The sequence below is a fragment of the Roseovarius sp. MBR-78 genome, from assembly GCF_040547535.1.
In the GTDB taxonomy this organism is placed as follows: Bacteria; Pseudomonadota; Alphaproteobacteria; order Rhodobacterales; family Rhodobacteraceae; genus Roseovarius.
The window spans coordinates 1-25,202 of record NZ_JBEPPX010000033.1; the positions used below are offsets into that span (position 1 = coordinate 1).

25 protein-coding genes and 1 pseudogene are annotated in these 25,202 nt (G+C 67.2%); 11 read left to right on the top strand and 15 right to left on the bottom strand.

All coding sequences use genetic code 11. The features are described 5' to 3' along the window. Nucleotides 1–210, top strand: a pseudogene (locus ABIE58_RS18140) (IS630-like element ISAli3 family transposase); the annotation flags it as partial. An 89-nt stretch (nucleotides 211–299) separates the two neighbouring features. After that, complete coding sequence (locus tag ABIE58_RS18145) at nucleotides 300–734, top strand: hypothetical protein (protein ID WP_354546082.1); 435 nt, start codon at nucleotides 300–302, stop codon at nucleotides 732–734. 148 nt (nucleotides 735–882) lie between these two features. On the opposite strand, the gene mraY is transcribed toward ABIE58_RS18145, so the two are convergent. From mraY to ABIE58_RS18215, 14 genes are all read right to left on the bottom strand, one after another. Next, nucleotides 883–1,965, bottom strand: coding sequence for a phospho-N-acetylmuramoyl-pentapeptide-transferase (gene mraY, locus ABIE58_RS18150; protein ID WP_354546083.1), 1,083 nt, complete (start codon nucleotides 1,963–1,965; stop codon nucleotides 883–885). After that, on the bottom strand, nucleotides 1,965–3,401 hold the full coding sequence (locus ABIE58_RS18155; RefSeq protein ID WP_354546084.1) for a UDP-N-acetylmuramoyl-tripeptide--D-alanyl-D-alanine ligase: 1,437 nt from the start codon (nucleotides 3,399–3,401) through the stop codon (nucleotides 1,965–1,967). The genes mraY and ABIE58_RS18155 overlap by 1 nt, the downstream gene beginning before the upstream one ends. Continuing rightward, complete coding sequence (locus tag ABIE58_RS18160; RefSeq protein ID WP_354546085.1) at nucleotides 3,398–4,879, bottom strand: UDP-N-acetylmuramoyl-L-alanyl-D-glutamate--2,6-diaminopimelate ligase; 1,482 nt, start codon at nucleotides 4,877–4,879, stop codon at nucleotides 3,398–3,400. The genes ABIE58_RS18155 and ABIE58_RS18160 overlap by 4 nt, the downstream gene beginning before the upstream one ends. 21 nt (nucleotides 4,880–4,900) lie before the next feature. Beyond that, on the bottom strand, nucleotides 4,901–6,682 hold the full coding sequence (locus ABIE58_RS18165) for a peptidoglycan D,D-transpeptidase FtsI family protein (RefSeq protein WP_354546086.1): 1,782 nt from the start codon (nucleotides 6,680–6,682) through the stop codon (nucleotides 4,901–4,903). Further along, on the bottom strand, nucleotides 6,679–7,026 hold the full coding sequence (ftsL, locus tag ABIE58_RS18170; protein WP_354546087.1) for a cell division protein FtsL: 348 nt from the start codon (nucleotides 7,024–7,026) through the stop codon (nucleotides 6,679–6,681). The genes ABIE58_RS18165 and ftsL overlap by 4 nt, the downstream gene beginning before the upstream one ends. After that, the gene (gene rsmH, locus ABIE58_RS18175) at nucleotides 7,026–8,021 is read right to left on the bottom strand and encodes a 16S rRNA (cytosine(1402)-N(4))-methyltransferase RsmH (protein ID WP_354546088.1); all 996 of its coding nucleotides are present in this window, start codon (nucleotides 8,019–8,021) and stop codon (nucleotides 7,026–7,028) included. Before rsmH ends, ftsL begins: the two co-directional genes overlap by 1 nt. Before the next feature lie 3 nt (nucleotides 8,022–8,024). Further along, entirely contained in the window at nucleotides 8,025–8,528 is a 504-nt protein-coding gene (gene mraZ / locus ABIE58_RS18180; RefSeq protein WP_354546089.1) for a division/cell wall cluster transcriptional repressor MraZ, read from the bottom strand. A gap of 729 nt (nucleotides 8,529–9,257) precedes the next feature. Then, nucleotides 9,258–10,655, bottom strand: a complete 1,398-nt coding sequence (locus ABIE58_RS18185) for a PepSY-associated TM helix domain-containing protein (protein WP_354546090.1) — start codon at nucleotides 10,653–10,655, stop codon at nucleotides 9,258–9,260. Nucleotides 10,656–10,721: 66 nt separating this feature from the next. Beyond that, entirely contained in the window at nucleotides 10,722–11,099 is a 378-nt protein-coding gene (locus tag ABIE58_RS18190; RefSeq protein ID WP_354546091.1) for a hypothetical protein, read from the bottom strand. Nucleotides 11,100–11,157: 58 nt separating this feature from the next. After that, nucleotides 11,158–11,664 carry a GNAT family N-acetyltransferase gene (locus ABIE58_RS18195; RefSeq protein WP_354546092.1) on the bottom strand — a complete coding sequence of 169 codons (507 nt, stop codon included), beginning with the start codon at nucleotides 11,662–11,664 and terminating at the stop codon, nucleotides 11,158–11,160. A 55-nt stretch (nucleotides 11,665–11,719) separates the two neighbouring features. Beyond that, nucleotides 11,720–12,712: an acryloyl-CoA reductase gene (gene acuI, locus ABIE58_RS18200; protein WP_354546106.1), complete on the bottom strand. Its 993-nt coding sequence runs from the start codon at nucleotides 12,710–12,712 to the stop codon at nucleotides 11,720–11,722. Between the two features lie 172 nt (nucleotides 12,713–12,884). Then, the gene (locus ABIE58_RS18205; protein WP_354546093.1) at nucleotides 12,885–13,400 is read right to left on the bottom strand and encodes a DinB family protein; all 516 of its coding nucleotides are present in this window, start codon (nucleotides 13,398–13,400) and stop codon (nucleotides 12,885–12,887) included. Further along, nucleotides 13,400–14,029, bottom strand: coding sequence for a DUF1326 domain-containing protein (locus ABIE58_RS18210; protein ID WP_354546094.1), 630 nt, complete (start codon nucleotides 14,027–14,029; stop codon nucleotides 13,400–13,402). The genes ABIE58_RS18205 and ABIE58_RS18210 overlap by 1 nt, the downstream gene beginning before the upstream one ends. A gap of 15 nt (nucleotides 14,030–14,044) precedes the next feature. After that, a complete protein-coding gene (locus ABIE58_RS18215; protein ID WP_502950117.1) occupies nucleotides 14,045–14,779 on the bottom strand; it encodes a DUF2182 domain-containing protein in 735 nt (244 codons plus the stop codon). Nucleotides 14,780–14,864: 85 nt separating this feature from the next. On the opposite strand from ABIE58_RS18215, the gene ABIE58_RS18220 reads away from it, so the two are divergent. Then, nucleotides 14,865–15,599, top strand: a complete 735-nt coding sequence (locus ABIE58_RS18220; protein WP_354546096.1) for a FadR/GntR family transcriptional regulator — start codon at nucleotides 14,865–14,867, stop codon at nucleotides 15,597–15,599. A 240-nt stretch (nucleotides 15,600–15,839) separates the two neighbouring features. On the opposite strand, the gene ABIE58_RS18225 is transcribed toward ABIE58_RS18220, so the two are convergent. Beyond that, complete coding sequence (locus ABIE58_RS18225; RefSeq protein WP_354546097.1) at nucleotides 15,840–17,027, bottom strand: BaiN/RdsA family NAD(P)/FAD-dependent oxidoreductase; 1,188 nt, start codon at nucleotides 17,025–17,027, stop codon at nucleotides 15,840–15,842. 125 nt (nucleotides 17,028–17,152) lie between these two features. Here ABIE58_RS18225 and ABIE58_RS18230 point away from each other — a divergent pair, with 125 nt between their 5' ends. The 8 genes from ABIE58_RS18230 to ABIE58_RS18265 all read left to right on the top strand — a co-directional run bounded on the left by ABIE58_RS18230 (nucleotide 17,153) and on the right by ABIE58_RS18265 (nucleotide 24,977). Then, on the top strand, nucleotides 17,153–18,316 hold the full coding sequence (locus ABIE58_RS18230; RefSeq protein WP_354546098.1) for a peptidoglycan glycosyltransferase FtsW: 1,164 nt from the start codon (nucleotides 17,153–17,155) through the stop codon (nucleotides 18,314–18,316). Continuing rightward, nucleotides 18,313–19,413, top strand: coding sequence for a UDP-N-acetylglucosamine--N-acetylmuramyl-(pentapeptide) pyrophosphoryl-undecaprenol N-acetylglucosamine transferase (locus ABIE58_RS18235; protein WP_354546099.1), 1,101 nt, complete (start codon nucleotides 18,313–18,315; stop codon nucleotides 19,411–19,413). The genes ABIE58_RS18230 and ABIE58_RS18235 overlap by 4 nt, the downstream gene beginning before the upstream one ends. Next, nucleotides 19,410–20,807: a UDP-N-acetylmuramate--L-alanine ligase gene (gene murC / locus ABIE58_RS18240; protein ID WP_354546100.1), complete on the top strand. Its 1,398-nt coding sequence runs from the start codon at nucleotides 19,410–19,412 to the stop codon at nucleotides 20,805–20,807. Before ABIE58_RS18235 ends, murC begins: the two co-directional genes overlap by 4 nt. 6 nt (nucleotides 20,808–20,813) lie before the next feature. Next, nucleotides 20,814–22,004: an APC family permease gene (locus ABIE58_RS18245; RefSeq protein ID WP_354546101.1), complete on the top strand. Its 1,191-nt coding sequence runs from the start codon at nucleotides 20,814–20,816 to the stop codon at nucleotides 22,002–22,004. Beyond that, nucleotides 22,001–22,246 (top strand): DUF2484 family protein, encoded by a 246-nt coding sequence (locus tag ABIE58_RS18250; protein WP_354546102.1) that lies wholly within the window; start codon nucleotides 22,001–22,003, stop codon nucleotides 22,244–22,246. Before ABIE58_RS18245 ends, ABIE58_RS18250 begins: the two co-directional genes overlap by 4 nt. A 75-nt stretch (nucleotides 22,247–22,321) precedes the next feature. Then, on the top strand, nucleotides 22,322–23,551 hold the full coding sequence (fabB, locus tag ABIE58_RS18255) for a beta-ketoacyl-ACP synthase I (protein WP_354546103.1): 1,230 nt from the start codon (nucleotides 22,322–22,324) through the stop codon (nucleotides 23,549–23,551). 7 nt (nucleotides 23,552–23,558) lie between these two features. Further along, on the top strand, nucleotides 23,559–24,350 hold the full coding sequence (locus ABIE58_RS18260; RefSeq protein ID WP_354546104.1) for an enoyl-ACP reductase FabI: 792 nt from the start codon (nucleotides 23,559–23,561) through the stop codon (nucleotides 24,348–24,350). 159 nt (nucleotides 24,351–24,509) lie between these two features. Continuing rightward, nucleotides 24,510–24,977, top strand: coding sequence for an RrF2 family transcriptional regulator (locus tag ABIE58_RS18265; RefSeq protein ID WP_354546105.1), 468 nt, complete (start codon nucleotides 24,510–24,512; stop codon nucleotides 24,975–24,977). Nucleotides 24,978–25,202 lie beyond the last annotated feature (225 nt).

A 25,202-nucleotide genomic window follows, 5' to 3' on the forward strand; every position in this document is an offset into this window, starting at 1 on the left:
CTCCTGCCACTGCCGCCCTACGCCCCAGAGCTGAACCCGGTCGAGAACATCTGGGCCTACCTGCGCGCCAGCAAACTCGCCATCTCGGTCTTCGAGACCTACGACGACGTCGTCGATGCCTGCTGCAAGGCTTGGAATTTCTTCGCAAACGACCCCGACGCAATCCAGTCAATCGCACCCCGTGATTGCGCCAAAACAGTCAGTAATTAAGGCCGTTGGTATTATAATGAACTTTGTTGTCGACTGTCCGATAAGCAACAATTACGGTTTTGGATTACTGGACTCAGGGAAGCAGCACCATGGCCAATACCGAACTCAAGTCACGGGTCACGTCTTTTGCCGTTGCAAGCGCCGTCGCGCTCCTTGCAGGTGTCGCGACGGGGGGTGCCACGCCTGCCAAGGCCAATTCCGGCGAGAGCAGATCGTCATGCATTCAGGCCAACCGCGTTTCGCATGGCTATTCAGATTCGATGAAATTCACCAATGTCTGCGGTACCCCGGTTTTCATTATCTATTGTGGCGACACACCCTCGGGCGCGCCGTCTTGCCAAGGCGGTCGCCATTCCAATTATTTCACCCATTCGCTGAATGTGCGGCCCGGTATGACGGCCTCGGCGGCGCTTCGGCAAGGCGGTGATATCCGGTGGGGGGCCTGTGATGGCACGATCGGCTTTGGCAATGACGGGTATTTCACCGATAGCCCCGACGGGCGTTATGGCTGCTTGCCGCGCTGATCCGGTGCAATAAGCAAACGTGGGGCCGCGTCTCGGGCTGGCTCTGGTTTGGTCAAATCCTCCGGGAAACCCAGTGACCGGTGATGGAAGGCGCGTCAGCCCGATGGAGGTAGCGGTTTTCGCCTGACCCTGTGGATGCCCACCCCGCTCACCGTAATTTCAACGTCGCCAGCCCGATCAGCGCGAGGATCAGCGCGATGATCCAGAAGCGGATGACGATGGTCGGCTCGGCCCAGCCCTTTTTCTCGTAATGGTGGTGGATGGGCGCCATGAGAAAGACGCGCTTGCCGGTGCGCTTGAAATAGAGCACCTGCACGATCACCGACAGCGCCTCGGCCACAAAGAGCCCGCCGACGATGCCCAGCACCAGCTCGTGCTTGGTCGCGACCGCGATGGCCCCCAGCGCGCCGCCCAGCGCCAGCGACCCGGTATCGCCCATGAACACCGCCGCCGGGGGGGCGTTATACCACAGAAATCCAAGCCCCCCGCCCGCAAGCCCGGCCACGAAGATGAGGATCTCGCCGGTGCCCGGCACGTAGTGCAGGCCGAGATATTCGGTGAAATCGGTGCGCCCCACGGTATAGGCGATGATCCCGAGCGCACCCGAGGCGATCATCACCGGCATGATCGCCAGCCCGTCAAGCCCGTCGGTGAGGTTGACGGCATTGGCCGCGCCCACGATTACGATCATCGCGAAGGGGATGAAGAAAATCCCCATGTCGACCAGCACATTCTTGAACACCGGCAGCGCCAGTTGCCATTGCAGTTCGGCCGGGTGGTGCCAGCTTGCCCAGACCGTGGCCACCAGCGCGATGGCAAAGCCCAGCCCGAGCCGCACCTTGCCGGGCACGCCCTTGTGGTTGCCCTTGGAGACCTTGGCGTAATCATCGGCAAAGCCGATCAGCGCAAAACCCAGCGTCACGAACAGCACCAGCCAGACATAGGCGTTGTCGAGCCGCGCCCAGAGCAGCGTCGAGGTCATCAGCGCACCGACGATCAGCAAGCCCCCCATCGTCGGGGTGCCCGCCTTGGCGAAATGCGTCGCGGGGCCGTCCTCGCGGATCGGCTGGCCCTTGCCCTGACGGCGGCGCAGCGTGAGGATCAGCGGCGGCCCGAAGATGAAGCCAAAGATGAGCGCGGTGAGAAACGCCCCACCCGCCCGGAAGGTGATGTAGCGAAACAGGTTGAACACATCGCCGCCATCCGACAGCAGGGTAAGCCAGTATAGCATCAGCCTTGGTCCTTTTCCTCGGTGCGGCCCGCACGGCGCAGGGCGTCGGCGATGACGCTCACACGGCTGCCCTTGGAGCCCTTGACGAGCACCACATCGCCCGCATCGATGAGCCGGTGGGCGTCCCTGGCCAGCGACTCGGCGGTCTTGGCGCGGCGGCCGCGTTTTTCCTCGGGCAGGGCGTCCCACAGGGCGCGCATCCGGGGGCCTACGCAATGCACCTCGTCCACCGCCTGCATCGCGGGCAGATCGGCGAGCGCGGCATGAAGCGCCGCCTCGGCCTCGCCCAGTTCCAGCATGTCGCCGAGAATGGCAATGCGCCGCCCATGCGCCACCCGTCCGACATCATCGCGCGGGCGCGCGGCGGCCAGCACGTCGAGCGCAGCCTCCATCGAGGCGGGGTTGGCGTTGAACGCGTCGTCGATGAGGTCGATGCTCATATCGTCGGCGGCGAGGTCGAGCACGAGCCGCTGGCGGGTGCCGCGCCCCTTGGGCGGGGCCCAGCGTCCAAGATCGGCGATGGCCACCGCGCGGTCAAGCCCCAGCGCCAAGACCGTGGCCAGCACCGCCAGCCCGTTCATCGCGAAATGCCGCCCCGGCGTGGCGATCTTGTAGAGCAGCGGCGTGCGCCATGCGCGCGCGCGCGCCACGGTGGCCCGCTCGTGCAGATCGACCGACAAGAGCCGGTGATGCGCGCCGCGCGCGCGGCCAAAGCCGATCACGCGGCTTGCATGCGCGCGCGCCGCCGCGCGCAGGATCGGCGCGGTGTCGATATCGGTGTGGTAGAGCGCTGTGCCGCCCGGCTCCAACCCCTGATAGATCGCGGCCTTTTCGCGCGCGATCCCGTCCAGATCGTCGAAGGCCGCGAGATGGGCGGCGGCGACGGTGGTGACCATCGCGATATGGGGCCGCGCCATGCGCGACAGCGGCGCGATCTCGCCCGGCGCGTTCATGCCGATCTCGATCACCGCAAAGCGGGTATCGGCGGGCATCCGTGCCAGCGTCAGCGGCACGCCCCAGTGGTTGTTATAGCTCGCCTCGGCGGCATGGGTGCGCCCCTGCGAGGCAAGAACGGCGCGCAGCATTTCCTTGGTCGAGGTCTTGCCGACCGAGCCGGTGACGGCGATGACGCGGGCCCGGCTGCGCGCGCGCGCGGCGCGGCCAAGCGCCTCCAGGCCGCTTTGCACATCCTCCACCACCAGGAGCGGCGCATCGGCGGGCAGGCCCTCGGGGCGGCGCGCGACCAGCGCCGCCGCCGCCCCCTGTGCCAGCGCCTCGGCCACGAAATCATGGCCGTCGCGCGCCGCGCTCAGCGCCACGAAGAGATCGCCGGGTGCCAGCGTGCGCGTGTCGATCGAGACGCCGGTGGCGGCCCAGTCGCCAGTGGCGCGCCCGCCGGTGGCATCGGCGGCGTCCTGCGCGGTCCAGAGCGTCATGCCACGCCCCCGTCCAGCACCGAGACGGCAAGGCTCGCCTGTTCGGCATCATCAAAGGGCAGCACATCGCTGCCCACGATCTGCCCGGTCTCGTGCCCCTTGCCGCAAATCAGCAGCGCATCGCCGGGGCCGAGCGTGTCAACGCCGCGCAGGATCGCCTCGGCGCGGTCGGCCACCTCGGTCGCGCCGGGGCAGCCCGCGCGCACTGCGGCGCGGATCGTGGCCGGGTCTTCGCTGCGGGGGTTGTCGTCGGTGACGATGACGGCATCGGCAAACTGCGCGGCGGCCTGTCCCATCAGGGGCCGCTTGCCCCGGTCGCGGTCGCCGCCCGCGCCGATGATCGCGGTGAGGCGGCCCATGACATGCGGGCGCAGCGCGCGCAGCGCGGTGGCCACGGCGTCGGGGGTATGGGCGAAATCGACGAACACCGCCGCGCCGGTATGCCGGGTGGCGGCAAGCTGCATCCGCCCGCGCACCGTAGTCATGCCGGGAAGGGCGGCGATCACGCGGCCCGCATCTGCCCCGGCGGCGATGGCAAGGGCGGCGGCAAGCGCCACGTTTTCCGCCTGAAAACCGCCGATGAGGTCGAGCCGCACCTGATGGCTGCGATCCTCCCAGTCAAAGCGCAGAACCTGGCCGGTGGCGTCAAACCGCTGGCCGGTGAGGTGCAGATCGGCCCCCGCGCGGCGGCCCACGGTGATAAGATCCTGCCCGCGCTCGGCGGCGATCCCGGCCATATGGGCACCGTTTGGGTCGTCGATATTGACCACCGCCACCCCGTCCTCGGGCAGCACGCGGGCAAACAGCCCGGCCTTGGCATCGAGATAGGCGGCGAAATCGGGGTGATAGTCGAGGTGATCCTGGGTGATATTGGTGAACGCCGCCGCGCGGAGCCGCACCCCGTCGAGGCGGCACTGGTCAAGCCCGTGCGACGAGGCCTCCATCGCGGCATGGGTGACGCCCTCGCGCGCGCAACGCGCCAGCAGGTGGTGCAGCGTGACCGGATCGGGGGTGGTGTGGGTCATGGCCGCGCTGATCGCGCCCTCAACCCCGGTGGTGCCGAGATTGACGGCATCGAGGCCAAGCGCCTCCCATATCTGGCGGGTGAAGCTGGCCACCGAGGTCTTGCCGTTGGTGCCGGTGATGGCGACCATGGTCTCGGGCTGCGCGCCGAACCACAGCGCGGCCGCATAGGCCAGCGTCTGGCGCGGGTCTTCGGCGAGGACGAGGGCGGCATCCGCGCCCGCCAGCGCATCGGCGGCGAGGCGTGCGCCGGCCGCATCGGTGAGGATCGCGCCAGCACCCGCCTCAAGCGCGTCGGGGATGAAGCGTGCGCCATGCACGTGGCTTCCGGGCAGTGCGGCAAAGAGCGTGCCCTCGCGCACCGCGCGGCTGTCGCTGGTGATCGCGCTCACCCGTGCCTGCCGCCCGCCCTGCGCGGTCAGCCCCAGCTCTGCCAATGATCGGATTTGCGCCACGCGCCTGCCACCCCTGTCACCCTAATTCGCTACGCGCCTTATAGCAGCCGCCCCGGCCTGTTCAATCGCAGGTCTGAGGCCCAGAAGCGGGGCCGTGCGGCGGATGATTTCGGCGGCTACGGGCACCGCCGTCCAGCCCGCGGTGCGGCGCGGCTCGTCGCCCGATGTCTCCACCGGCTCGTCCAGCGTGACGACGATCACGTATTTCGGATCATCGGCGGGGAACATGCCCGCGAAGGTCGCGATCACCTTGTCATCGGCATAGCCGCCGCCGGGGGCGGGCTTGTCGGCGGTGCCGGTCTTGCCGCCGACGCTGTAGCCGGGCACTTCGGCGAGGCTCGCGGTGCCATCCGTCACCACCTGCCGCAGCATCGCGCGCATGGTAGCCGATGTCGCCTCGGATATCACGCGCGGCCCCGGCGCGCGGGCGGCATCGTGCAAGAGCGTGGGCGTCACCTTGCGCCCGCCGCCCACCACGGTGGCATAGGCGGCCGCAAGGTGCAGCGGGCTGATGGCAAGGCCGTGGCCATAAGAGATGGTCATGGTCGACAGCTCTGACCAGTTCGACGGCAGCAGCGGCTGGCTACCGCCCGCCTCGGTGATTTCGAGCTGCACCGGGTCGAGCAGGCCCAGCGCGCCGAGAAAGGCGCGTTGCCGTTCGGCCCCGGTCTCGATCGCGATGCGCGCGGTGCCCACGTTCGATGATTTCACCAGAACCTGCGAAACGCTGAGTTCGCGCCCGTAATTGTGGAAATCGCGGATGCTGTATTTGCCCCATGTCATCGGGCTTTGGGTGTTGATAATGGTCTCGGGGGTGATCTGCCCGCGCTCCAGCGCCTGCGCGATGGTGAAAGTCTTGAAGGTGGAGCCAAGCTCGTAGACGCCCTGCACCGCGCGATTGAACAGCGGGCTGTCATCGGGCTTGCCCTCGATGGCCGCCGCGGGGCGGTTGTTGGGGTCGAAATCCGGCAGCGAGGCGATGGCCACGATCTCGCCGGTCTGCACCTCCATCAGGATGCCGGCCGCGCCGCGCGCGTTCATGATGCTCATGCCGCCCGCCAGCACCTTTTCCAGCGCCGCCTGCACGCTCAGGTCAAGCGACAGGCGCAGCGGCTCGTGGGCGCGGGCCGGGTCGCGCAGGCGTGCGTCGAGCGCCTTCTCGATCCCGGCAACGCCCACCACCTCGGCGGCGCTGACCCCCTCGGTGCCAAAGCCCGCCCCGCCCAGCACATGAGCGGCCATCCGCCCGTTGGGATAAAGCCGCATCTCGCGGGGGCCAAACAACAGCCCCGGCTCGCCGATATCATGCACCGCCTGTTTCTGCTCGGGGCTGAGCGTGCGGCGCAGCCACAGGAACTTGCGCTTGCCGGTGAAATCGCGGCGCAGGCGCTTGGCGTCGAGATCGGGGAAAATCGCCGCAAGCTTGACCGCCGCGCCCTCGGGGTCGATCATCTGCGGCGGCTGGGCATAGAGGCTGAACGTGTCGAAATTGGTGGCCAGCACCCGGCCCTTGCGATCGGTGATGTCGGCGCGCTGGGCGAGGATGCGCGCGCCGCTGGCCTCGCTGCGCGGCTCGGCGGGCTCGGATTGCGCAAGCACCGCCATCTGCCCGCCGATCACGATGAACCCGGCCAGAAACAGCCCCGCCAGCACCAGAAGCCGCCCCTCGGCGCGGCGGCGGGTGCGGTCGCGCTGCTCCTCGATACGCAGGCGGATGTTCTCGCGCTCGATGGCGTCGGGGTTCTCGCCCTTGCGGCGGGCGTCGAGAATGCGCGCCAGCGGGCGCAGGGGGGTGCGGATCATGGGCGCACTCCGTCATTCATGACATCGACGGGGTTGGTGATGGTCAAATTCGGCGCGGCCACGGGATAGGAAACCTGATCTATCCGCCCGAACTGATGCGGTTGCAGCGGCATCAGGCCAAGCCGGTCGAAATTCACCTCCACCAGGTCCAAAAGCCGCTCGGGGCGGTTGAGATAGGCCCATTCCGCCCCCAGCATCCGCAGCCGCTGGCGGGTGGTGGCAATGTCCGATTGCAGCGCGTCGGCGCGCGCGAGCGCCTCCTGCGTGCGGTAATTCTCGCGATAGGCCCAGAAGGCGAGGCCGATCACGGCCAGCGCGGTGACGATGTGAATAAGGCTGCGCATCATCGCTCTCCTCTCAGCAATGGCATCCCGAGGGCGGCGCGGTCGGCGTGGCCGGGGGGCGCGTCGGTGCGCACCCCGAGGCGCAGCCGCGCCGAGCGCGCGCGCGGGTTGGCGGCAAGCTCGTCCTCGTCGGCGGCAACGGGCTTGCGCGAGGGCAGGGTGAATTGCGGCGCGGTGCGCGGCGCAGCGGGGGCGTGACGGCTGCCGCCACCCCCCAGCCCTGCGCGATCCTGCAAGAACCGTTTCGCGATCCGGTCCTCGATGGAATGGAAGGTCACAACCGCAAGCCACCCGCCGGGACGAAGCGCGCGCTCTGCCGCCTCCAGCCCCGCGACAAGCGCGCCGTATTCGTCGTTGACGGCGATGCGGATGGCCTGAAAGCTGCGGGTGGCGGGGTGCGCCTGCCCCGGCTTGGGGCGCGGCAGGCAACGCTCGACGATGGCGGCGAGCCGCGCGGTGGTCTCGATGGGTGCTGTGGCGCGGGCACGGCCGATGGCGCGGGCGATGCGGCGGCTGGCGCGTTCCTCGCCATAAAGAAACAGGATATCGGCCAATTCGTCCTCGGGCGCGGTATTGACCAGATCGGCGGCACTCGGCCCCTCCTGGCTCATCCGCATGTCGAGCGGGCCATCGGCGCGGAAGGAAAAGCCGCGCTCGGGCCGGTCAAGCTGCATCGAGGACACGCCAAGATCGAGCACCACCCCGTCAAGCGCCTCGGCATAGGCGTCCAATTGCGCGAAATTGCCCTGCACGAGGGTCAGCCGGTCGCCATATGCCGCGCCCCAGCCCTGCGCCATCTCGATGGCCAGCGGGTCGCGATCCACGCCGATGACGCGATCCGCACCCGCATCCAGCAGCCCACGCGCATAGCCACCCGCGCCCAGCGTGCCGTCAAGCCACAGCCCGCGCACCGGCGCCACGGCGGCCAGAAGCGGGCGCAGCAGAACGGGGATATGCGGGGCAGGGGGCGGCGGTGTGGCGGCGGCAGCGGCCATCGGTCAGGTGCCTTCGGGCTGGTCGAGCAGGATCAGCGGATCGAAATCCTCGGGGAAGTCGTCCAGCCATTCCTCGGTCTTGGCGAGTTCCTCGGCCTCATAGGTCTCGGGCTTCCATATCTGGAACGTGTCCCCGGCGGCGATAAAGAACGCCTCGCCCTCAAGCTCGATCTTGCGGCGCAGCTTGGCAGGCAGCACCAGCCGCCCGGTCTCGTCCACCGATGTGGGAAAGCTCTGGCCGTGGAACAGCCGCTGCAAATGCTTGCGCGCGTTCGAGCCACGGGGCAGGGCGGCGATCTTGGCATCGACCTCCTGCATCGCCTCGACGGTATAGCATTCGAGGTAATGGCGGCGGTGGTCGCCATAGACGATGATAAGCTCGGGTGGCAGGCCTTCGGTCCAGTTCGGGTCGGATGCCTCGATCACACGGCGAAACAAGGCCGGGATCGACACCCTGCCTTTTCCATCTACCTTGTGGAGGCTCTCGCCCCTGAAAATCCGGCCCACTGTCCCGTTGGTCCCTTGTTGCGCCCCCGCGTTGCGAATTCCGTCCCCCGGATACGAAACGGCGGGCTGATCTGCTGCCACTGATCAACCCGCCGCCCTCGTCCCGCGTCTGCGGGGTTTCCGACTGCGCGCGCCACCTGGGGGGATGTCTGCTCGCCCGCGCGCCGGATCTCGTCGTTCGATGAAGGCGGGTGCCTGTATGAAACCTGACTTGGGAGTTTTTCGGGGTCTTGCTGACCCTCTATGATCCCGTCCTCATCTTGTGATCCAGATAATATGGGAAACGCTCCCATGGCAACTGTTTTTTCCCATGAGTGACGCATGATCTTGCTTTTGAGGGAGGGTTAGAACAAGATTTGGTATTCAGATTTCGGCTTTGAGTGGCTGATATTGGTATAGTGACGCTTCAGATCACAATATATGCGCAAAAAGTTGACTTGCCAGAATATCCCATGATTTCCAAGAAATATCGAAATTTTCCCGGATATGACCCCGAGACCCCACCCTAACGACGGCTTAGCCCCGCAAATTCTGCTATTTTCGGGCGAATCATCCGGCGCTTGAGTCGATTTCACGGCCCTTGCGACCTGTGTGGCCAAGGGATGCCCATGATTTCCCGTCAGTGCCGTGATTTCCCGTGCTGCGCGCCCGGATGCGACGAAACCCCGTCCCTTGGGAGCGGGGTTTCGCAAATCTTGTGCCGGATTGCCCCGAAGCGGGGGGCGCGGCTCAGTTCACCAGGCGGCGCAGCACGGGCAGGCGTTGCAACAACAGCGCATCAAGGGCCAACACCGTGATCAGCGTCAGCCCCGCCATCGGAAAGGCCACAGACACCACAAGCCCCGCCAGAACCGCACCCTGCCACATCGGCATGTTGCGGGGCAGGGGCGGGGCTGCCAACCGCCCGGCCATGCCCGCCGGGCGGCGCTTCCACCACATCACGACGGCGCTGATACAGAAAAACAGCACCGCAAGGCAGACCGCCGTATTGGCCAGCACGCTCCACAGCCCCAGCGTGCCCATGTGCAGCGCGATTCCCACCGCCATCGCCTTGCCCGCCAGCGAATAATCACCGTAGCCGACATCGGCGAGGATATTGCCGGTATACTGGTCGATATGCACCGTGCGGTCGCTGGTGGGGTCTTCGTCATCGGTGTTCATGGAATCGCGGCCCAGGGTCCAGACGCCGGTATCCCCTTTGGGCAGGTTGAGCTGATAGCGGGCATCGAATCCGATCCGCCGTGCCAGCGCATCGACCGTGTCGATGGTCACCGGCCCGTCAATACCGCTCGCGCCCGCGTTGCTGCCCGAGGCGGGCATGGGCGTCAGTTCCAGCGCCCAGGGCACCTCGTTGCGCGCGTGGTTCAGGCTGGCATGGGTCACGTCCGAGAGCGGGACATTGTCCCATTTCCCGGCGGGAAACTGGCTCCAGGCCTGCACCATCATCCCGCCCCAGACCCCCGCCCAGGCAAGGCCGGAGACAAGGAAGAACACGAGGACAAGCGAAATCCACAAGCCAAGCCCCCCGTGCAGCGAGCGCCAAAGCGCCCGACCACGCCCCAATGCGGGAACCAGCGCCGCGCGCCAGCCCGCCTCACGCGGCCACCACATGTAAAGGCCGGTGGCAATCAGCACCATGCCAAGCGAGGCCGCGATCTCCAGCATCCGGTCACCGGTCACGCCAATCATCAGGTCGGAATGGATACTGTCGGCGAAATCATACCAGCCAGAGCGCCGGGGGAATATCTCCAGCACTTCGGCGGTATAGGGATCGACGACGACCATCTTCGCGTCGCCCTCCAGGTCGACGCGAAAAATCGCCGCCAGATCGTCGCGGCGTGGGGCCACATATTGCTTGAGTGTGCCGCCGGGAACGGCGGCGACGGCCGCCTCGGCCTGCTGCGAAACGGCGAGCGCGACCTCTTGCGCGATCACCGCCGTGCGCTCGCCATCGCGGCCGTCCACCCAGGATATCCAGAGCATCATCATGCCGGTCACGGCGAGGATGCAAAAGAACGGGATCACGAAAAGGCCAGCATAGAAATGCCAGCGCCACGCGGCGAGATAGAAAGGGGTTACCCCGCCGCGCGCCTGCGCGGGGGTTTGGGTCGTGTCAATAGATGTCATGGATCGGCTCCATCATATACCCCCGATCAGGGGGGGAATGGTCAAAACAGGTGAATTTCTTTGAAATCAGGCGCTTGGCGGCGCGCGGGATCCCGGCCGGGCATGGGCCACGGCCCGCGCGAGATGCCAGCCTTCACCAGCCCAGAACCGCGCAATGCGCGGCGCGTCCCATGCTTGGGGCACAGCCACATGCTCGGGCAGTACCATCGAGGCCACGAGGCGGCAGGCCTCGCACCCGCTTGCAATGTCATGCCCGCCGCCGCCATTCTGCGCGTCGCTGTCGCAGAGATCATCGGCAGACCCACCCGCCGCGAGATAGGCCAGATAATCGGGGTCGGAGCCTCTTTCCGGTGCGCGATGGGCAAAACCCACCGCCGTCATCGCCACGCTCAGGGCGATAACCAGGATCAATCGCGAAACAAGGCTCGATGACTTGCGCATCATGCGCGTAAAAATGGCACAAGCCTGGCCCGCGCGCCAGTCTCGGCCTTGCTGTCGCTGCTTATTCGCCCAGCCATTTATACATCACCCGCGCATCGACCAGCCCCGCCTCGGGGTGGGCAAAGGCGCGGGGCAGGCGGCCCACGGTGGCAAAGCCAAGCGCCTCCCAGAGCGCGATGGCCCCGGTATTGGTCTCTACCACGAAATTGAACTGCATGGCGAGATAGCCCATCGCGCGCGCCTCTTGTTGCGAATGCAGGCACATGGCGCGGGCGATGCCGCGCCCGCGCGCGGCCTCGGCCACCATGTAGCCGCAGTTGCACACATGCGCGCCGCCGCCCGGCTGGTTGGTCTTGATGGTATAGGTGCCGACCGTCTCGCCCGCGATCTCGGCCACATAGGTAGCGCGCGGGGCCTGCATCCAGAGCGCGCGCACGGCCTCGCGCGTCAGGCTCGGCTCGATGGCATAGGTCTCGCCCGCGCGGATCACGCCGCGCAGGATCGGCCAGAGCGCGGTGAAATCGCTGTCGCGCGCATAACGGATCGTGATCTCCGGTCCGGTCTCCATGTCTCGCCCCCCCGCGTGCCTCATGGCTAGCGGGGGGCGCGTGGCTTGGCAAGGCTCAGGCGTTCACATCCACCACGACGCGGCCTCGCACCTGGCCCTTGAGGATATCCGCCCCGAGTTGCGGCAGATCGGCCAGAGTCGCGGGCACCACCATCGCCTCGAGCCTGTCCATCGGCAGATCGCGCGCGATCCGCTCCCAGGCGCGGAGCCGGTTGGCATAGGGCTGCATCACCGAATCGATCCCCAACAGGTTCACGCCCCGCAACAGGAACGGAATAACCGTCGCAGGCAGGCCCGCACCCCCCGCCAGCCCCACGGCGGCGACGCTCGCGCCGTATTTCATCTGCCCCAGCACCCGCGCCAGCATCGCGCCGCCCACGACATCGACGCAGCCGGTCCAGGTCTCGCTCTCCAGCGGGCGCTTGACCGTCTCGGCCAGGTCCTCGCGCGGCACGATCTGCGTGGCCCCCAGCGATTTGAGGTAATCGGCGGTCTCGGGGCGGCCCGTCACCCCCGCCACCTCGTGGCCAAGGCTGGCAAGGAGCGCGGTCGCCACCGATCCGACGCCGCCCGCAGCCCCCGTCACCAGCACCGGCCCATGCCCCGGCTTCAGCCCGTGATCCTCCAGCGCCATCACCGCCAGCATGGCGGTAAAGCCTGCCGTGCCCACGGCCATCGCCGCGCGGCTATCCAGCCCCTCGGGCAGCGGCACCAGCCAATCGGCCATCACGCGTGCCTTCTGCGCATAGCCGCCCCAATGCGCCTCGCCCACGCGCCAGCCGGTCAGAACCACGCGGTCGCCGGGTTTGTAGCGGTCATCCTCGCTCGCCTCGACCACCCCGGCAAAATCAATCCCCGGCACATGCGGATATTTGCGCACAAGGCCACCGCCCGGCCCGATGCACAGCCCGTCCTTGTAATTCACGGTGGAATACTCGACCGCCACCAGAACCTCGCCTTGCGGCAGGTCGTCCACGGAAATCTCTTTCACCGCCGCAGATGTCTTGCCGCTTTCCTCGTCCTTCTCGACGACCAATGCGTTGAACATATCGCTCTCCTTTTTCATCGCAGGGCCAATCCCCCGCTTCATCTTGCCAAAAATATTCCGGGGGTGCCGCCCGGATTGGGCGGCGGGGGCAGCGCCCCCATGCCCCCGCTCAGGCCCGGATTCCCTCCGGCACCACCCCGCGCCGCGTGCAACAATGACAGCAGGGGCGCGGTCATTGTGCCTCCTCGGGCATGAAAACGATATCGGTGACCGGTGCCGCCAGCCCTGCGCGCGTCAGCATCGCGTGGACCTGCCCGCGGTGGTGGGTCTGGTGGTTGAACATGTGGGCCACGCAGGCCGCCACGGGCCTCGTGACCTCGGCCCCGAGCGCGCCCGAATAGAAGGTCAGGTCGCCGGTCAGGTCGATGCTGTGGACGCGCCCCGCCCAGGCGCTGATCCGGCCATCCACCGCAAAGCGATCGGCGCTCCACGCCGCCCCGGTGGGGGTGAGCGCGGTGCTCTCGCCGATGCCGCAATCGGGACGGCTCTCATCCACGCCGAAGCGATTGAGCCACAAGCGATCCGCCCACAGGATATGGTTGAGCGTGCCGAGGATCGAGCCGAAGAACGCCCCGTGATCCTCGGTCAGCAGCTTGAGGCTCACCCCGTCGAGGCTGCGCATGATCTGCGCGTTCTGCCACGCGTTGTAGCGTGCCATGAGCGCCACATAATCCGCCGTCAGCATCATCAGCGCGGGCCTTTCCAGTCGATCTGGCAGATTTCCGCGCTGCGCCCGTCGAAATCCCACACCCGGCCAAAGGCGCGCACGCGGCCCTTGGTGGCGGTGGCCACGGTGATATCCGGCCCCATCCAGTATTCGGTGTTGGTCACGACGATATCCTGCCCGCCATGGCCCGGAACGGGGATCACCTCGCCCTGGATCTTCTTGCCCACCATCAGGCGGCGGGCGTGGCCCTCGGTCTCGAAGATCACCGGCGCGCGCTCGGCACCCAGAAATTCGCTCACCAGCACCCCGAAGAGGCCGGTGGTGCCGCGTGCCTTGCCGGAAAAGATATTGACCAGCGCCTCATACCCCGCCTCGCTCGCGCGCTCGTCGATGAAGGCCGCCGCCTTCCAGTTGCCGCGCGCCATCAGGCCGGGGATTTCCAGCATCAGGCCCACGTTCAGCCCGCTCAGATCCTCGTCGCCGTAATGGCCTTCGTCGATGCGCACACCCGACCACGCCTGACAGTATCCTTCCGTCGGCGCGTGCTTGCCAAGGCTCACCACGCAGGGACAGAACACCGTGCAGTTGCAGTTGAGGATCAGCTCCCCCTTGATCGCCCAAGGGACTGTGCCCACCGTATCCAAAGCCATCTCCGGTCTCCTCTCTCAGATTGACGTGAACAGAACCCAAACCGATGCCGCCAACAGCACAAAGCCGAGCGGCCGCGTCAGCCAGCGCCCCAGATCGGGCAGTTTCTCCAGAACCATGATCACCGTGGCCAGCCCCATGAAGGCAAGGTTCATCACCCCGCCGACAAAGGCCAGCGCCATCAGTGCCCAGCAGCATCCCAGGCACACCAGCCCCAGCCGCACACCATTGCGCGCCGCGCCCTCGTCCCAATGCGCCATGAAGAACACCAGCGGGCGGCGGCATTTGGAGAGGCACGCTTCCTTGGCGGGGCTGAACTGATAGGCACCGGCCACGGCCAAGAGCACCGCCGACATGATCCCTGACCGGCTATCGCCGAACGCCGTCAAGAGCCCCGCCTGAAAGAGCGCCATCTGTGCCCCCGCCGCGATCATCGAAAACCCGAGCCAGACGCCCAGATACCCCGCCACCAGCGCGCCAAGGCGCGTCTCGCCGGTGTGGCCCAGATCCTCGTAGGTGGCAAAAGCGGGCAGCGCGGTGGGGGCCATCATCGCCGCCGACATCAGCGCCCACATCAGGATGATCCGGCCAAATCCGGCGGCATCGGGCGTCACGATACACAGGCTTTGCAGGAAATCCGCGCCGTATATCTGCGCGCCCTCGCGCAGCGCGGCGGGCAGCGCCATGGCATAAAGCAGCCCCCAGGCCCCGAGGATTAGCGCATAAAGCAGCAGCCAATGCCCGCCCCCCATCCGCCTGACCCGTGCCGCGATCATTGCCGTCCCCCCCCGACTCATCTCTTGCATTCAAATTGTCAGACATTTAAATGTAAGACAAATGAAAATTGACCCCGCTAACAAGGCCGACCTCTCGGCCCAGATCGCCGAAGCGATCCGCGATGCGATCGTCGCGGGCCAGCTTATCGTCGATGAACGCCTGCCCTCCGAGGCAGAGCTTGCCGATCATTTCTCGGTCTCGCGCCCCACGGTGCGCGAGGCGCTGAAACGGCTGGCGGCGCAATCGCTCATCCGCACGCAACGCGGCGCGTTCGGCGGGGCCTTTGTCAACCGGCTCAGCTACCCCGAGGCCTATGGCCAGCAGATCACCACCGCCACGCTTTTGCTGAGCATGAACAGCATCAGTTTTGATACCGCCTGCGAGGCGCGCTATGCGCTGGAACGCGCCTGCACGCCCTTGGCAGCGCAGCGGCGCACGCCGGACACGCTGGCCACCATGCGCGCCGAAATCCACTGTCAGGCGCAGCCGGGCCTGACCGATGAGAGCTTTTGCGCCTCCGACGTAGCCTTTCACCGCGCGCTGGTGGACAGCGCGGGCAACCCGGTGCTCAGCTATCAACTCGCCGGCGCGGTCGAGGCGATGCAGCCCTTGATGAACATGATTACCTTCACCGCCCGCTCGCGCGAGGCGATCGTGGGCCTGCACACGCGGATTGCCGATGCGCTGGAGGGGCACGAGGCTGAGGCGGCGCAGGCGGCGCTCTCGGAGTTGGAGGCCTACACGCTGACGCTGGGGCGCGACGTGATGGCGGCGCGGGCGCGGCCGAAGGGATAGCACGCGAGGGGTGAGGTTTGGGCCGGAGCGGACGTTGAGGCAGCCGCGCGAGGGTCCGACCGCGGGTGGGCGCTGCAACGGTTGTGTGGATCACTTTATGGTGCAAAATACTTGAACGATTGTGAGGATTGCAGCGTTGCAAAAGCGCCCGCCCGTCCGGGCGGTCGGGCGCTCGCGCGGCGGCGCGCAAGCGCGCCTTGTTCCGCGCGGGGGACCTTCATTTCAGCCCAGCCCCCCCTCTCACCCCCGCGCCGCGATGGCCTGTCCTGCCGCCCAGCCCGAGGACCAGGCCCACTGGAAATTGTAGCCCCCCAACCAGCCGGTCACGTCCACCGCCTCGCCGATGGCGTAAAACCCCGGCAGGTGGCGCGATTCCATCGTGGCCGACGACAGCCCGCCGGTGGCGATGCCACCCAGCATCACCTCGGCGGTGCGCCAGCCTTCGGAGCCGGTGGGGGTAAGGTGCCAGCCGCGCAGCGCACCGGTGATCTCGGCCAGCCGCGCATCGGACTGGTCGGCGAGGTTGCCCGAAAGCGCGAGCGCGGGGGTGAGGTGGGCCACCAGTTTGGCGGGCAGGTGCTGGCCCAGAACGGTGGTCAGGTTGCGGCGGCCTTGGCTCTGCCGCTCTGCGCGCAGCGTCTCAAAGAGGTTGCCCGCCGGATCAAGATCGAGCGTAATCGCCGCCCCTTCGCGCCAGAAGGACGAGATTTGCAGGATCGCGGGCCCGGACAGGCCGCGATGGGTGAAAAGCGCGGCCTCCTCGAACGCCGCCCCGTTGCAGGATGCGCGCACCGGCAGGGCGGTGCCCGACAGCGCGGCAAAGGGCGCATCCGAGAAGGTCAGCGGCACCAGCGCGGGGCGGGTCTCGGTGAGGGCATGGCCAAAGCGGCGGGCGATGTCGCAAGACAGCCCCGTGGCCCCCATCTTCGGGATCGACTTGCCGCCCGTCGCCAGCACGAGGTTGCGCGCGCTGATCTCGACCCGCGCGCCGTCGCGCTCCAGCGTGGCGCGAAAGTGGTGGCCGTCATGCGCCATCTCCGCCACCTTTGTCGAAAGCCACAGATCAGCCCCCGCGCGGGCCATCTCGGCGCGCAACATATCCACGATCTGGCCCGCGCGCCCGTCGCAGAAAAGCTGCCCCAGCGTCTTTTCATGCCAGCCGATACCGTGGCGCGAGACAAGCTCGATGAAATCCCACTGGCTATAACGCGCCAAGGCCGACTTGCAGAAATGCGGGTTTTCCGACAGGAAATTCCCAGATTCCGTGTGAAGATTTGTGAAATTGCAACGTCCGCCGCCCGAAATGCGGATCTTCTCGCCGGGCGCGCGGGCGTGGTCCACCACCAGCGTGCGGCCCCCCGCATGGGCGGCGCACATCATCCCCGCCGCCCCCGCGCCAAGGATAAGCGTGTCCAGAGCCTGTATCATGGCCCGCCTGAGACGCGAAATCCCGCGCAAAGGCAAGGGGGTTCTCTCTGGTCTTGGGGCGCGTTTGCGGGTAGAGTCGCGCTCAGACCCCGCAAAGGGGCGCATGATATCGAGGCGGCAGGCAGATGACGGAAATGGTCTATGGGGCTGTGCCCCTGCGGGACGAAGAGCCCGTTCTCCCCCGGTGGTGGCGCACGATCGACCGCTGGTCGTTCTTCTCGGTGCTGATGCTGTTTGCCATCGGCATTCTTCTGGGCCTCGCGGCCTCGGTGCCCTTGGCGGAAAAGAACGGGTTTGCGCCGTTCCATTACGTGCAGCGACAGGTGGTGTTCGGCGCGCTGGCGCTGCTGGCGATGGTCACGGTGTCGATGCTGCGCCCCGAGACGGTGCGGCGGCTGGCGGTGCTGGGGTTTCTCGGCGCGCTCATCGCGGTGATGCTGCTGCCGGTCTTGGGCACCGATTTCGGCAAGGGTGCAGTGCGCTGGTATAGCCTTGGCTTTGCCAGCGTGCAGCCGTCGGAATTTCTCAAGCCCGCCTTTGTTGTGGTGGCGGCGTGGATGATGGCGGCAAGCCATGAGATCGGCGGGCCGCCGGGGCGGCTCTGGTCCTTCTGGCTGATGGTGGTGATCGTCGGATTTCTGGCGATGCAGCCCGATTTCGGGCAGGCGGCGCTGGTGCTGTTTGGCTGGGGGGTGATGTGGTTCGTGAGCGGCGCGCCGGTGCTGCTCTTGGTGATGATGGCGGGCGCGGTGGTGGCCGCGGGCAGCGTCGCCTATACCCATTCCGAGCATTTCGCGCGCCGCATCGACGGGTTTCTCAGCCCCGAGATTGACCCCACGACGCAGCTTGGCTTTGCCACCAACGCGATCCGCGAGGGCGGGTTTTTTGGCGTGGGCGTGGGCGAGGGGCAGGTGAAATGGTCGCTGCCCGACGCGCATACCGATTTCATCATCGCGGTAGCGGCAGAGGAATACGGGCTGGTTCTGGTGCTGGCGGTGATCGCGCTTTATGCCAGCGTCGTCGTGCGCTCGCTGCTACGGCTCATTCGCGAGCGCGATCCGTTCATCCGGCTGGCGGGCACCGGGCTGGTGGCGATGCTGGGCGCGCAGGCGATGATCAACATGGGCGTGGCGGTGCGGCTCTTGCCCGCCAAGGGCATGACGCTGCCCTTCGTGAGCTATGGCGGCTCGTCCATCGTGGCGGCGGGGATCGCGGTGGGGATGCTGCTGGCGCTGACCCGGACGCGGCCCCAAGGCGAGATCGGCGACATCCTGCGGGGGCGGCGATGAGCGCGCCGCTTCTGGTCATCGCCGCGGGCGGCACGGGCGGGCATATGTTCCCGGCGCAGGCGCTGGCCGAGGCGATGCTGCGGCGCGGCTGGCGGGTGCGGCTCTCGACCGATGCGCGCGGCGCGCGCTTTGTCGGCGGGTTTCCGCATTCGGTGGAGATCGAGCAGGTGGCAAGCGCCACGTTTGCGCGCGGCGGCCTCTTGAACAAGCTGCTGGCACCCCTGCACATCGCGGGCGGCGTGCTGGGCGCGACGCTGCGGATGCTGCGCGAGAAACCGGATGTGGTGGTGGGCTTCGGCGGCTATCCGACGATTCCGGCGCTCACGGCGGCGTGGATATTGCGCCGCCCGCGCATGGTGCACGAGCAAAACGGCGTGCTGGGCCGGGTGAACGCCATGTTTGCGCGCCGCGTCGATCTGGTGGCTTGCGGCACATGGCCCACCACCCTGCCCGAGGGGGCGCGATCCGAGCATGTCGGCAACCCGGTGCGCGCCGCCGTGATGGAGCGTGCAGGTGCGCCCTATATCGCGCCGGGCGATTACCCGATCTCGGTGCTGGTGATCGGCGGAAGCCAGGGCGCGCGCATCCTCAGCGACGTGGTGCCCGAGGCCATCGCGGCGCTGCCCGACGCGATCCTGCGCCGCATCCGCGTGAGCCACCAGGCCCGCGACGAGGATATGGCCCGCGTGGCGCAGGCCTATTCGGGCGCGGGGATCGACGCCGATGTGCAGCCCTTCTTTCGCGACGTGCCGCGCCGGATGAGCGAGGCGCAGCTTGTCATCAGCCGCGCGGGCGCGTCGAGCATCGCCGATATTTCCATCATCGGGCGGCCTGCAATCCTCATCCCCTATGCCGCCGCCGCCGCTGACCATCAGACCGCCAATGCGCGCGGCCTTGTCGAGGCCGGGGGCGCGATCCGCATCCCCGAAAGCAGGCTTGACGCGGGCAGCCTCGCGGCGCAGATCGCCGCGGTGCTGGGCGATGCGCGGGGGGCGGCGCTGATGGCGCAGGCCGCCTTGGGGCAGGGGATGCCGGACGCGGCGCAACGATTGGCCGACAGGGTCGAGGCATTGGCAGGCAGGGGACAGGATCAATGAGTGCAACCACCAAGCTGCCCACCGATGTGGGGCCTTTGCATTTCGTCGGGATCGGCGGGATCGGCATGTCGGGGATCGCCGAGGTGCTGCTCAACCACGGCTACGAGGTGCAGGGCAGCGACCTCAAATCGACGCCGATCACCGAGCGGCTGGCGGGCATGGGCGCGCGCATCTTCATCGGGCAGCGCGCCGAAAACCTCGACGGTGCCGAGGTGGTGGTGATTTCCTCGGCGATCAAACCCGGCAATGCCGAGCTTGACGAGGCGCGCCGTCGCGGCCTGCCGGTGGTGCGCCGGGCCGAGATGCTGGCCGAACTGATGCGGCTCAAATCCAACATCGCGGTGGCCGGAACCCATGGCAAGACCACCACCACGACGATGGTGGCGGAACTGCTGGTCAAGGGCGGGATCGACCCCACCGTCATCAATGGCGGCATCATCCACGCCTATGGCAGCAATGCCCGGATGGGGCAGGGCGAATGGATGGTGGTGGAGGCCGACGAGAGCGACGGCACCTTCAACCGCCTGCCCGCGACCATCGCCATCGTCACCAATATCGACCCCGAGCATATGGAGCATTGGGGCGATTTCGACCGGCTCAAGCAGGGGTTTCACGATTTTCTGAGCAATATCCCGTTCTATGGCCTTGCCGTGTGCTGCACCGATCACCCGGAGGTGCAGGCGCTGGTGGGCCGTATCACCGACCGGCGGGTGGTGACCTATGGCTTCAACGCGCAGGCCGATGTGCGCGCGGTGAACCTGCACTACGAGGCGGGCGTGGCGCGGTTCGATATCGCGCTGCGCGCCGAGGGGCAGGTGATCGAGGGGTGCAGCCTGCCGATGCCGGGCGATCACAATGTCTCCAACGCGCTGGCCGCCGTCGCCGTGGCGCGCCACCTCGGTATGAAGCGCGCCGAGATCCGCGCCGCGCTGGCCAGTTTCGGCGGCGTCAACCGCCGCTTTACCCGCGTGGGCGAGGTGGGTGGCGTGACCGTGGTCGACGATTACGGCCATCACCCGGTGGAAATCGCCGCCGTGCTGCGCGCCGCCCGGCAGGCCTGCGAGGGCCGCATCATCGCGGTGCACCAGCCGCACCGCTATTCGCGGCTGTCGTCACTCTTCGAGGAGTTCTGCGGCTGTTTCAACGAGGCCGATGTGGTGGGCATCGCCGATGTCTATGCCGCCGGCGAAGAGCCAATCCCCGGTGCCTCGCGCGATGATCTGGTGGCGGGCCTCATTCGCCACGGCCATCGCCACGCCGTGCCCATCGCCACCGAGGATGATCTGGAGGCATTGGTGCGCGCCGAGGCGCGGGCGGGCGACATGGTGGTGTGCCTCGGCGCAGGCACGATCAGCGCCTGGGCGGGCGGCCTGCCCGCGCGGCTCGCGGGGTAGGGGGGTATGGCCGAGGCGCTCAAACGCCGAATCGGGTTTGGCCTGCTGACGGCCTATGGCGTGGGCACGATGGTGGGCGCGGGGATTTATGTGCTGGTGGGGGCGGTGGCCGCCGATGCCGGGATATGGGCCCCGCTCGCGTTCCTTCTGGCCGGGGTGATCGCGGTGCCGACCGCGCTGAGCTATGGTGAATTCGCAAGCCGCCTGCCCGAGGCGGCGGGCCCGGCGCTGTTCGTGCGCGAGGGGTTCGGCCTGCCGTGGCTGGGGCTGGCGGTGGGGCTGACCATTGCCGCCTCGGGCACGATCTCGGCGGCGGCGGTGCTGCGGGGCGGCACCGGCTATCTCGTGGCGGTCACCGGGCTGCCATTCGAGGCGACGGTGATCGCGCTGGGGGGGGCGCTGATCGCGGTTGCGGTGGTTGGGGTGCTGGAAAGCCTCGCGCTGGCCGCCGTCCTGACGGTGGTCGAGGTGCTGGGCCTGGTCATGGTGGTGGCGGTCGGTGCCACGACCGTGCCCTCGGCGGATTTCGCGATGCCCGAGGGGGTGGCGTGGTCGGGTGTCATGGCGGGCGCGGTGCTGGCCTTTTTCGCCTTTGTCGGCTTCGAGGACATCGTCAACATGGCCGAGGAGGTGCGCGCGCCGGAGCGCACCTTGCCGCGGGCGATTCTGGCGGCGTTGGCGATCACGGCGGTGCTTTACGGGCTGGTGAGCTGGGCTGCGGTGCGCGCGGTGCCGCTGGCCGAGCTGGGCGGCAGCGAGCGGCCGCTGGCGCTTGTCTGGCAGGCGGCGCGCGGTGGCGATGCGCAATTCCTGTCGCTCATCGCGGTGGCGGCAGCCCTGAACGGGGTGCTGGCGCAGATCGTGATGGCAAGCCGGGTGCTTTTCGGGCTGGGGCGGCGGCACCCGGCGCTGGGCGGGTTTCACCATGCCCATCCGCGCCTTGGAACGCCGGTGCGGGCCACGGCCCTTGTCGGCGCGGCGGTGATCGCGGGGGCACTGCTGTTGCCGGTGGCCGATCTCGCGGGACTGACCTCGACGCTGCTTCTGGCGGTGTTCGCGCTGGTCAATGCCAGCCTGATCGTGGTCAAGCGGCGCGCGCCTGCGGCCCCCTTCCGGGTGCCGGGTGCCGTGCCGGTGTTTGGTCTCGTGGCGGCGTTGGCGGCCCTCGGGGCGAGCCTTTGGGGGCTGGCGGCATGACCACCTCGCTCATCCTTGCGTGCCTGTGGGCGGTGGCGGCCAATGTTCTGGCCATGCTGCCCAGCCGCGACAATCACTGGCGGCGGGCCTGGGCGCTGATTGCGCTGGGGGTGCCGGTTCTGGGGCTGGTGGCGTGGCAGCACGGGCCGTGGCTGGGCCTTCTGGTGCTGGCGGCGGGGATGAGCGTGCTGCGCTGGCCGGTGATCTATCTCGCGCGCTGGCTGCGGGGCCTGCGCGGATAGGCGCGCGCCGCTAACCGCTTGCCCCCTATTCGTGGCTGTCCTACACAAGGCGCGAGTGCAACGAAGGAGGCGACGATGCGGCGAGTCGTGGTGACCGGGCTGGGGATCGTTTCCAGCATCGGCAACAACGCCGGAGAGGTTCTGGCCTCTCTCAAGGCGGGGCGGTCAGGGATCACCGCCAACGACGCGATGGCCGAGCATGGCTTTCGCAGCCGTGTGGCGGGCGCGATCAACCTTGACGTGGCAGAGCATGTGGACAAGCGCGCGCTGCGCTTCATGGGGCCGGGCGCGGCCTATGCCCATATCGCGATGACCCAGGCGATTGCCGATTCGGGGCTGGAGGAGGGCGATATCGTCAACCCGCGCACCGGCGTCATCGCCGGGTCGGGCGGGCCCTCGACCAGCGCGATGCTGGCCGCGCATCAGGTGGTGCTCAAGACCGGCTCGACCAAGCGAATCGGGCCGTTCGCCGTGCCCAAGACGATGTGCTCGACGATCTCGGCCAACCTGTCGACCGCGTTTCACATCAAGGGTATCAACTATTCCATCACCTCGGCCTGTTCGACCTCGCTGCACTGTATCGGCAACGCCGCCGAGCAGATCATGATGGGCAAGCAGGACGTGATGTTCGCGGGCGGCGGCGAGGAACTCGACTGGTCGCTGTCGTGCCTCTTCGATGCGATGGGGGCGATGTCGTCGAAATACAACGACACGCCCGAGACCGCGAGCCGCGCCTTTGACGCGGGGCGCGACGGGTTCGTGATCTCGGGCGGTGGCGGTATCGTGGTGCTCGAGGATCTCGACCACGCCATCGCGCGCGGTGCCAAGATCTATGCCGAGGTAACAGGATACGGTGCCACCTCGGACGGCTCCGACATGGTGGCCCCCTCGGGCGAGGGCGGCGAGCGGGCGATGCGGCTGGCGCTCTCGACCCTGCCCAAGGGGCGCGAGGTCAGCTATATCAACGCGCATGGGACCTCGACGCCGGTGGGCGATGTGGGCGAGGTGGAGGCGGTGCGCCGCATCTTTGGCCGTGGCACCACCCCGCCGATCAGTTCGACCAAGTCGATGACCGGCCATAGCCAGGGCGCGACCGGCGCGCAGGAGACGATCTATTGCCTGCTGGCGCTGGAACATGATTTCATCATCCCGTCGATCAATGTCGAGACGCTCGATCCGGCGCTCGACGCGACCGAGATTGCCACCGTGCGGGTGGATGATGCCGGGCTTGATACGGTGATGACCAACAGTTTCGGCTTTGGCGGCACCAACGGGTCGATGCTGCTGAGCAAATATCACGGATGACACGCAGATGACGATTTCCTTGGCTGGCAAGCGCGGGCTTATCATGGGGGTGGCCAATGACCGCTCCATCGCCTGGGGCATCGCGCGCGAGATGCGCGCGGCGGGGGCCGACCTGGCATTCACTTACCAGGGCGAGGCGTTCGGCAAGCGGGTGGCCCCGCTGGCCGAGAGCCTCGGCTCGGACCTGCTGCTCGATGTGGATGTGACCGATGATGCCTCGCTTGATGCCGCCTTTGCCGCGCTGGCCGCGCGCTGGCCGACCATTGATTTCGTGGTCCACGCCATCGCCTATTCCGACAAGTCGGAGCTGACGGGCCGGTTTCTCAACACCAGCCGCGCGAATTTCAAGCATTCGATGGATATCTCGACCTATTCCTTCATCGAGGTGGCGCGGCGCGCCTATCCGCTGATGAAGGGGCAGGGCGGTTGCCTGCTGACGCTGACCTATCAGGGCTCCAACAAGGTGGTGCCCAATTACAACGTGATGGGCGTGGCCAAGGCGGCGCTGGAGGCCACGACGCGCTATCTGGCCAATGATCTTGGCCCCGACGGTATCCGCGTCAACGCGCTCAGCCCCGGCCCGATGAAGACGCTGGCGGGCGCGGCCATCGGCGGCGCGCGCAAGACCTTCAAGCATACCGAGGCAAATGCGCCGCTGCGCGCCAATGCCACGCTGGAGGCAATCGGCGGCACGGCGGTCTGGCTCGCCTCGGAGGCCGGGGCCTGCACCAGTGGCGAGATCATCCATATCGACGGCGGCTATCACGTGTTGGGAATGCCGCAGGCCGAGAACCTATAACCGGGGTTGCCCGCGCGCGATCGTTGCGGCACAGGGATGGTAGAGGCCTCGCCAATCCCGATTATCCATATCGTGTTTGGTTCTTTTATCCTCGCATTTCGCCGAAACCGTGATTATTTCAATCAGGTGAGGCGCAGTTTTCGAGGCTAATTCCGGCAGATGATCACCCATAAGACCAAGTATGCCCTCAAGGCGCTGATGGTGCTGGCCGATGAGAAGGCGGGCGCGGCGGAGGCGTTGCGGATTGAGGAGATCGCGCAACGCTCGGGCGCGCCGAAGCGGTTTTTGGAGCATATCCTGCTCGATCTCAAGCGCGCCGGGTTGATCGGCAGCAAGCGCGGGCGCAATGGCGGGTATGAGCTGATCAAGGAGCCGCGGCGCATTTCGATTGCCGAGGTGCTGCGCCTGATCGACGGGCCGATGGCACCGTTGCCGTGCCTGTCGCGCAAGGCCTATCGGCGCTGCGAGGATTGCAAGGATGAGCAAACCTGCCGCGTGCGGGCGGTGTTTGGCGGGTTTTATGCCACCTATATCCTGATGATCGAATCGCTGACCCTCTCGGATTTGCAGCAGGATGCGGCCCCGCTTGACCGCTTCGATGGCGCGGCTTCGCAAGCCGGAGAATAATATTCTACAATCACGACTGAGATCGCCGTGATTTTTCCTTTGCAATACTCGACTATCTCTGTCGTTATTTACGTGTCAGGCGGCACTGTGCCGGGCCCGCATCCCGGTGAGTGGTGATGCCTCCCACCGGCCCGCTGCCTGACACGAGATTTGGACACGGGTTGAGCAAAGGAGACCCCAATGTATCGCACCATCCAGCTTGGCGCTTATGTGCAGGCGCAGGGC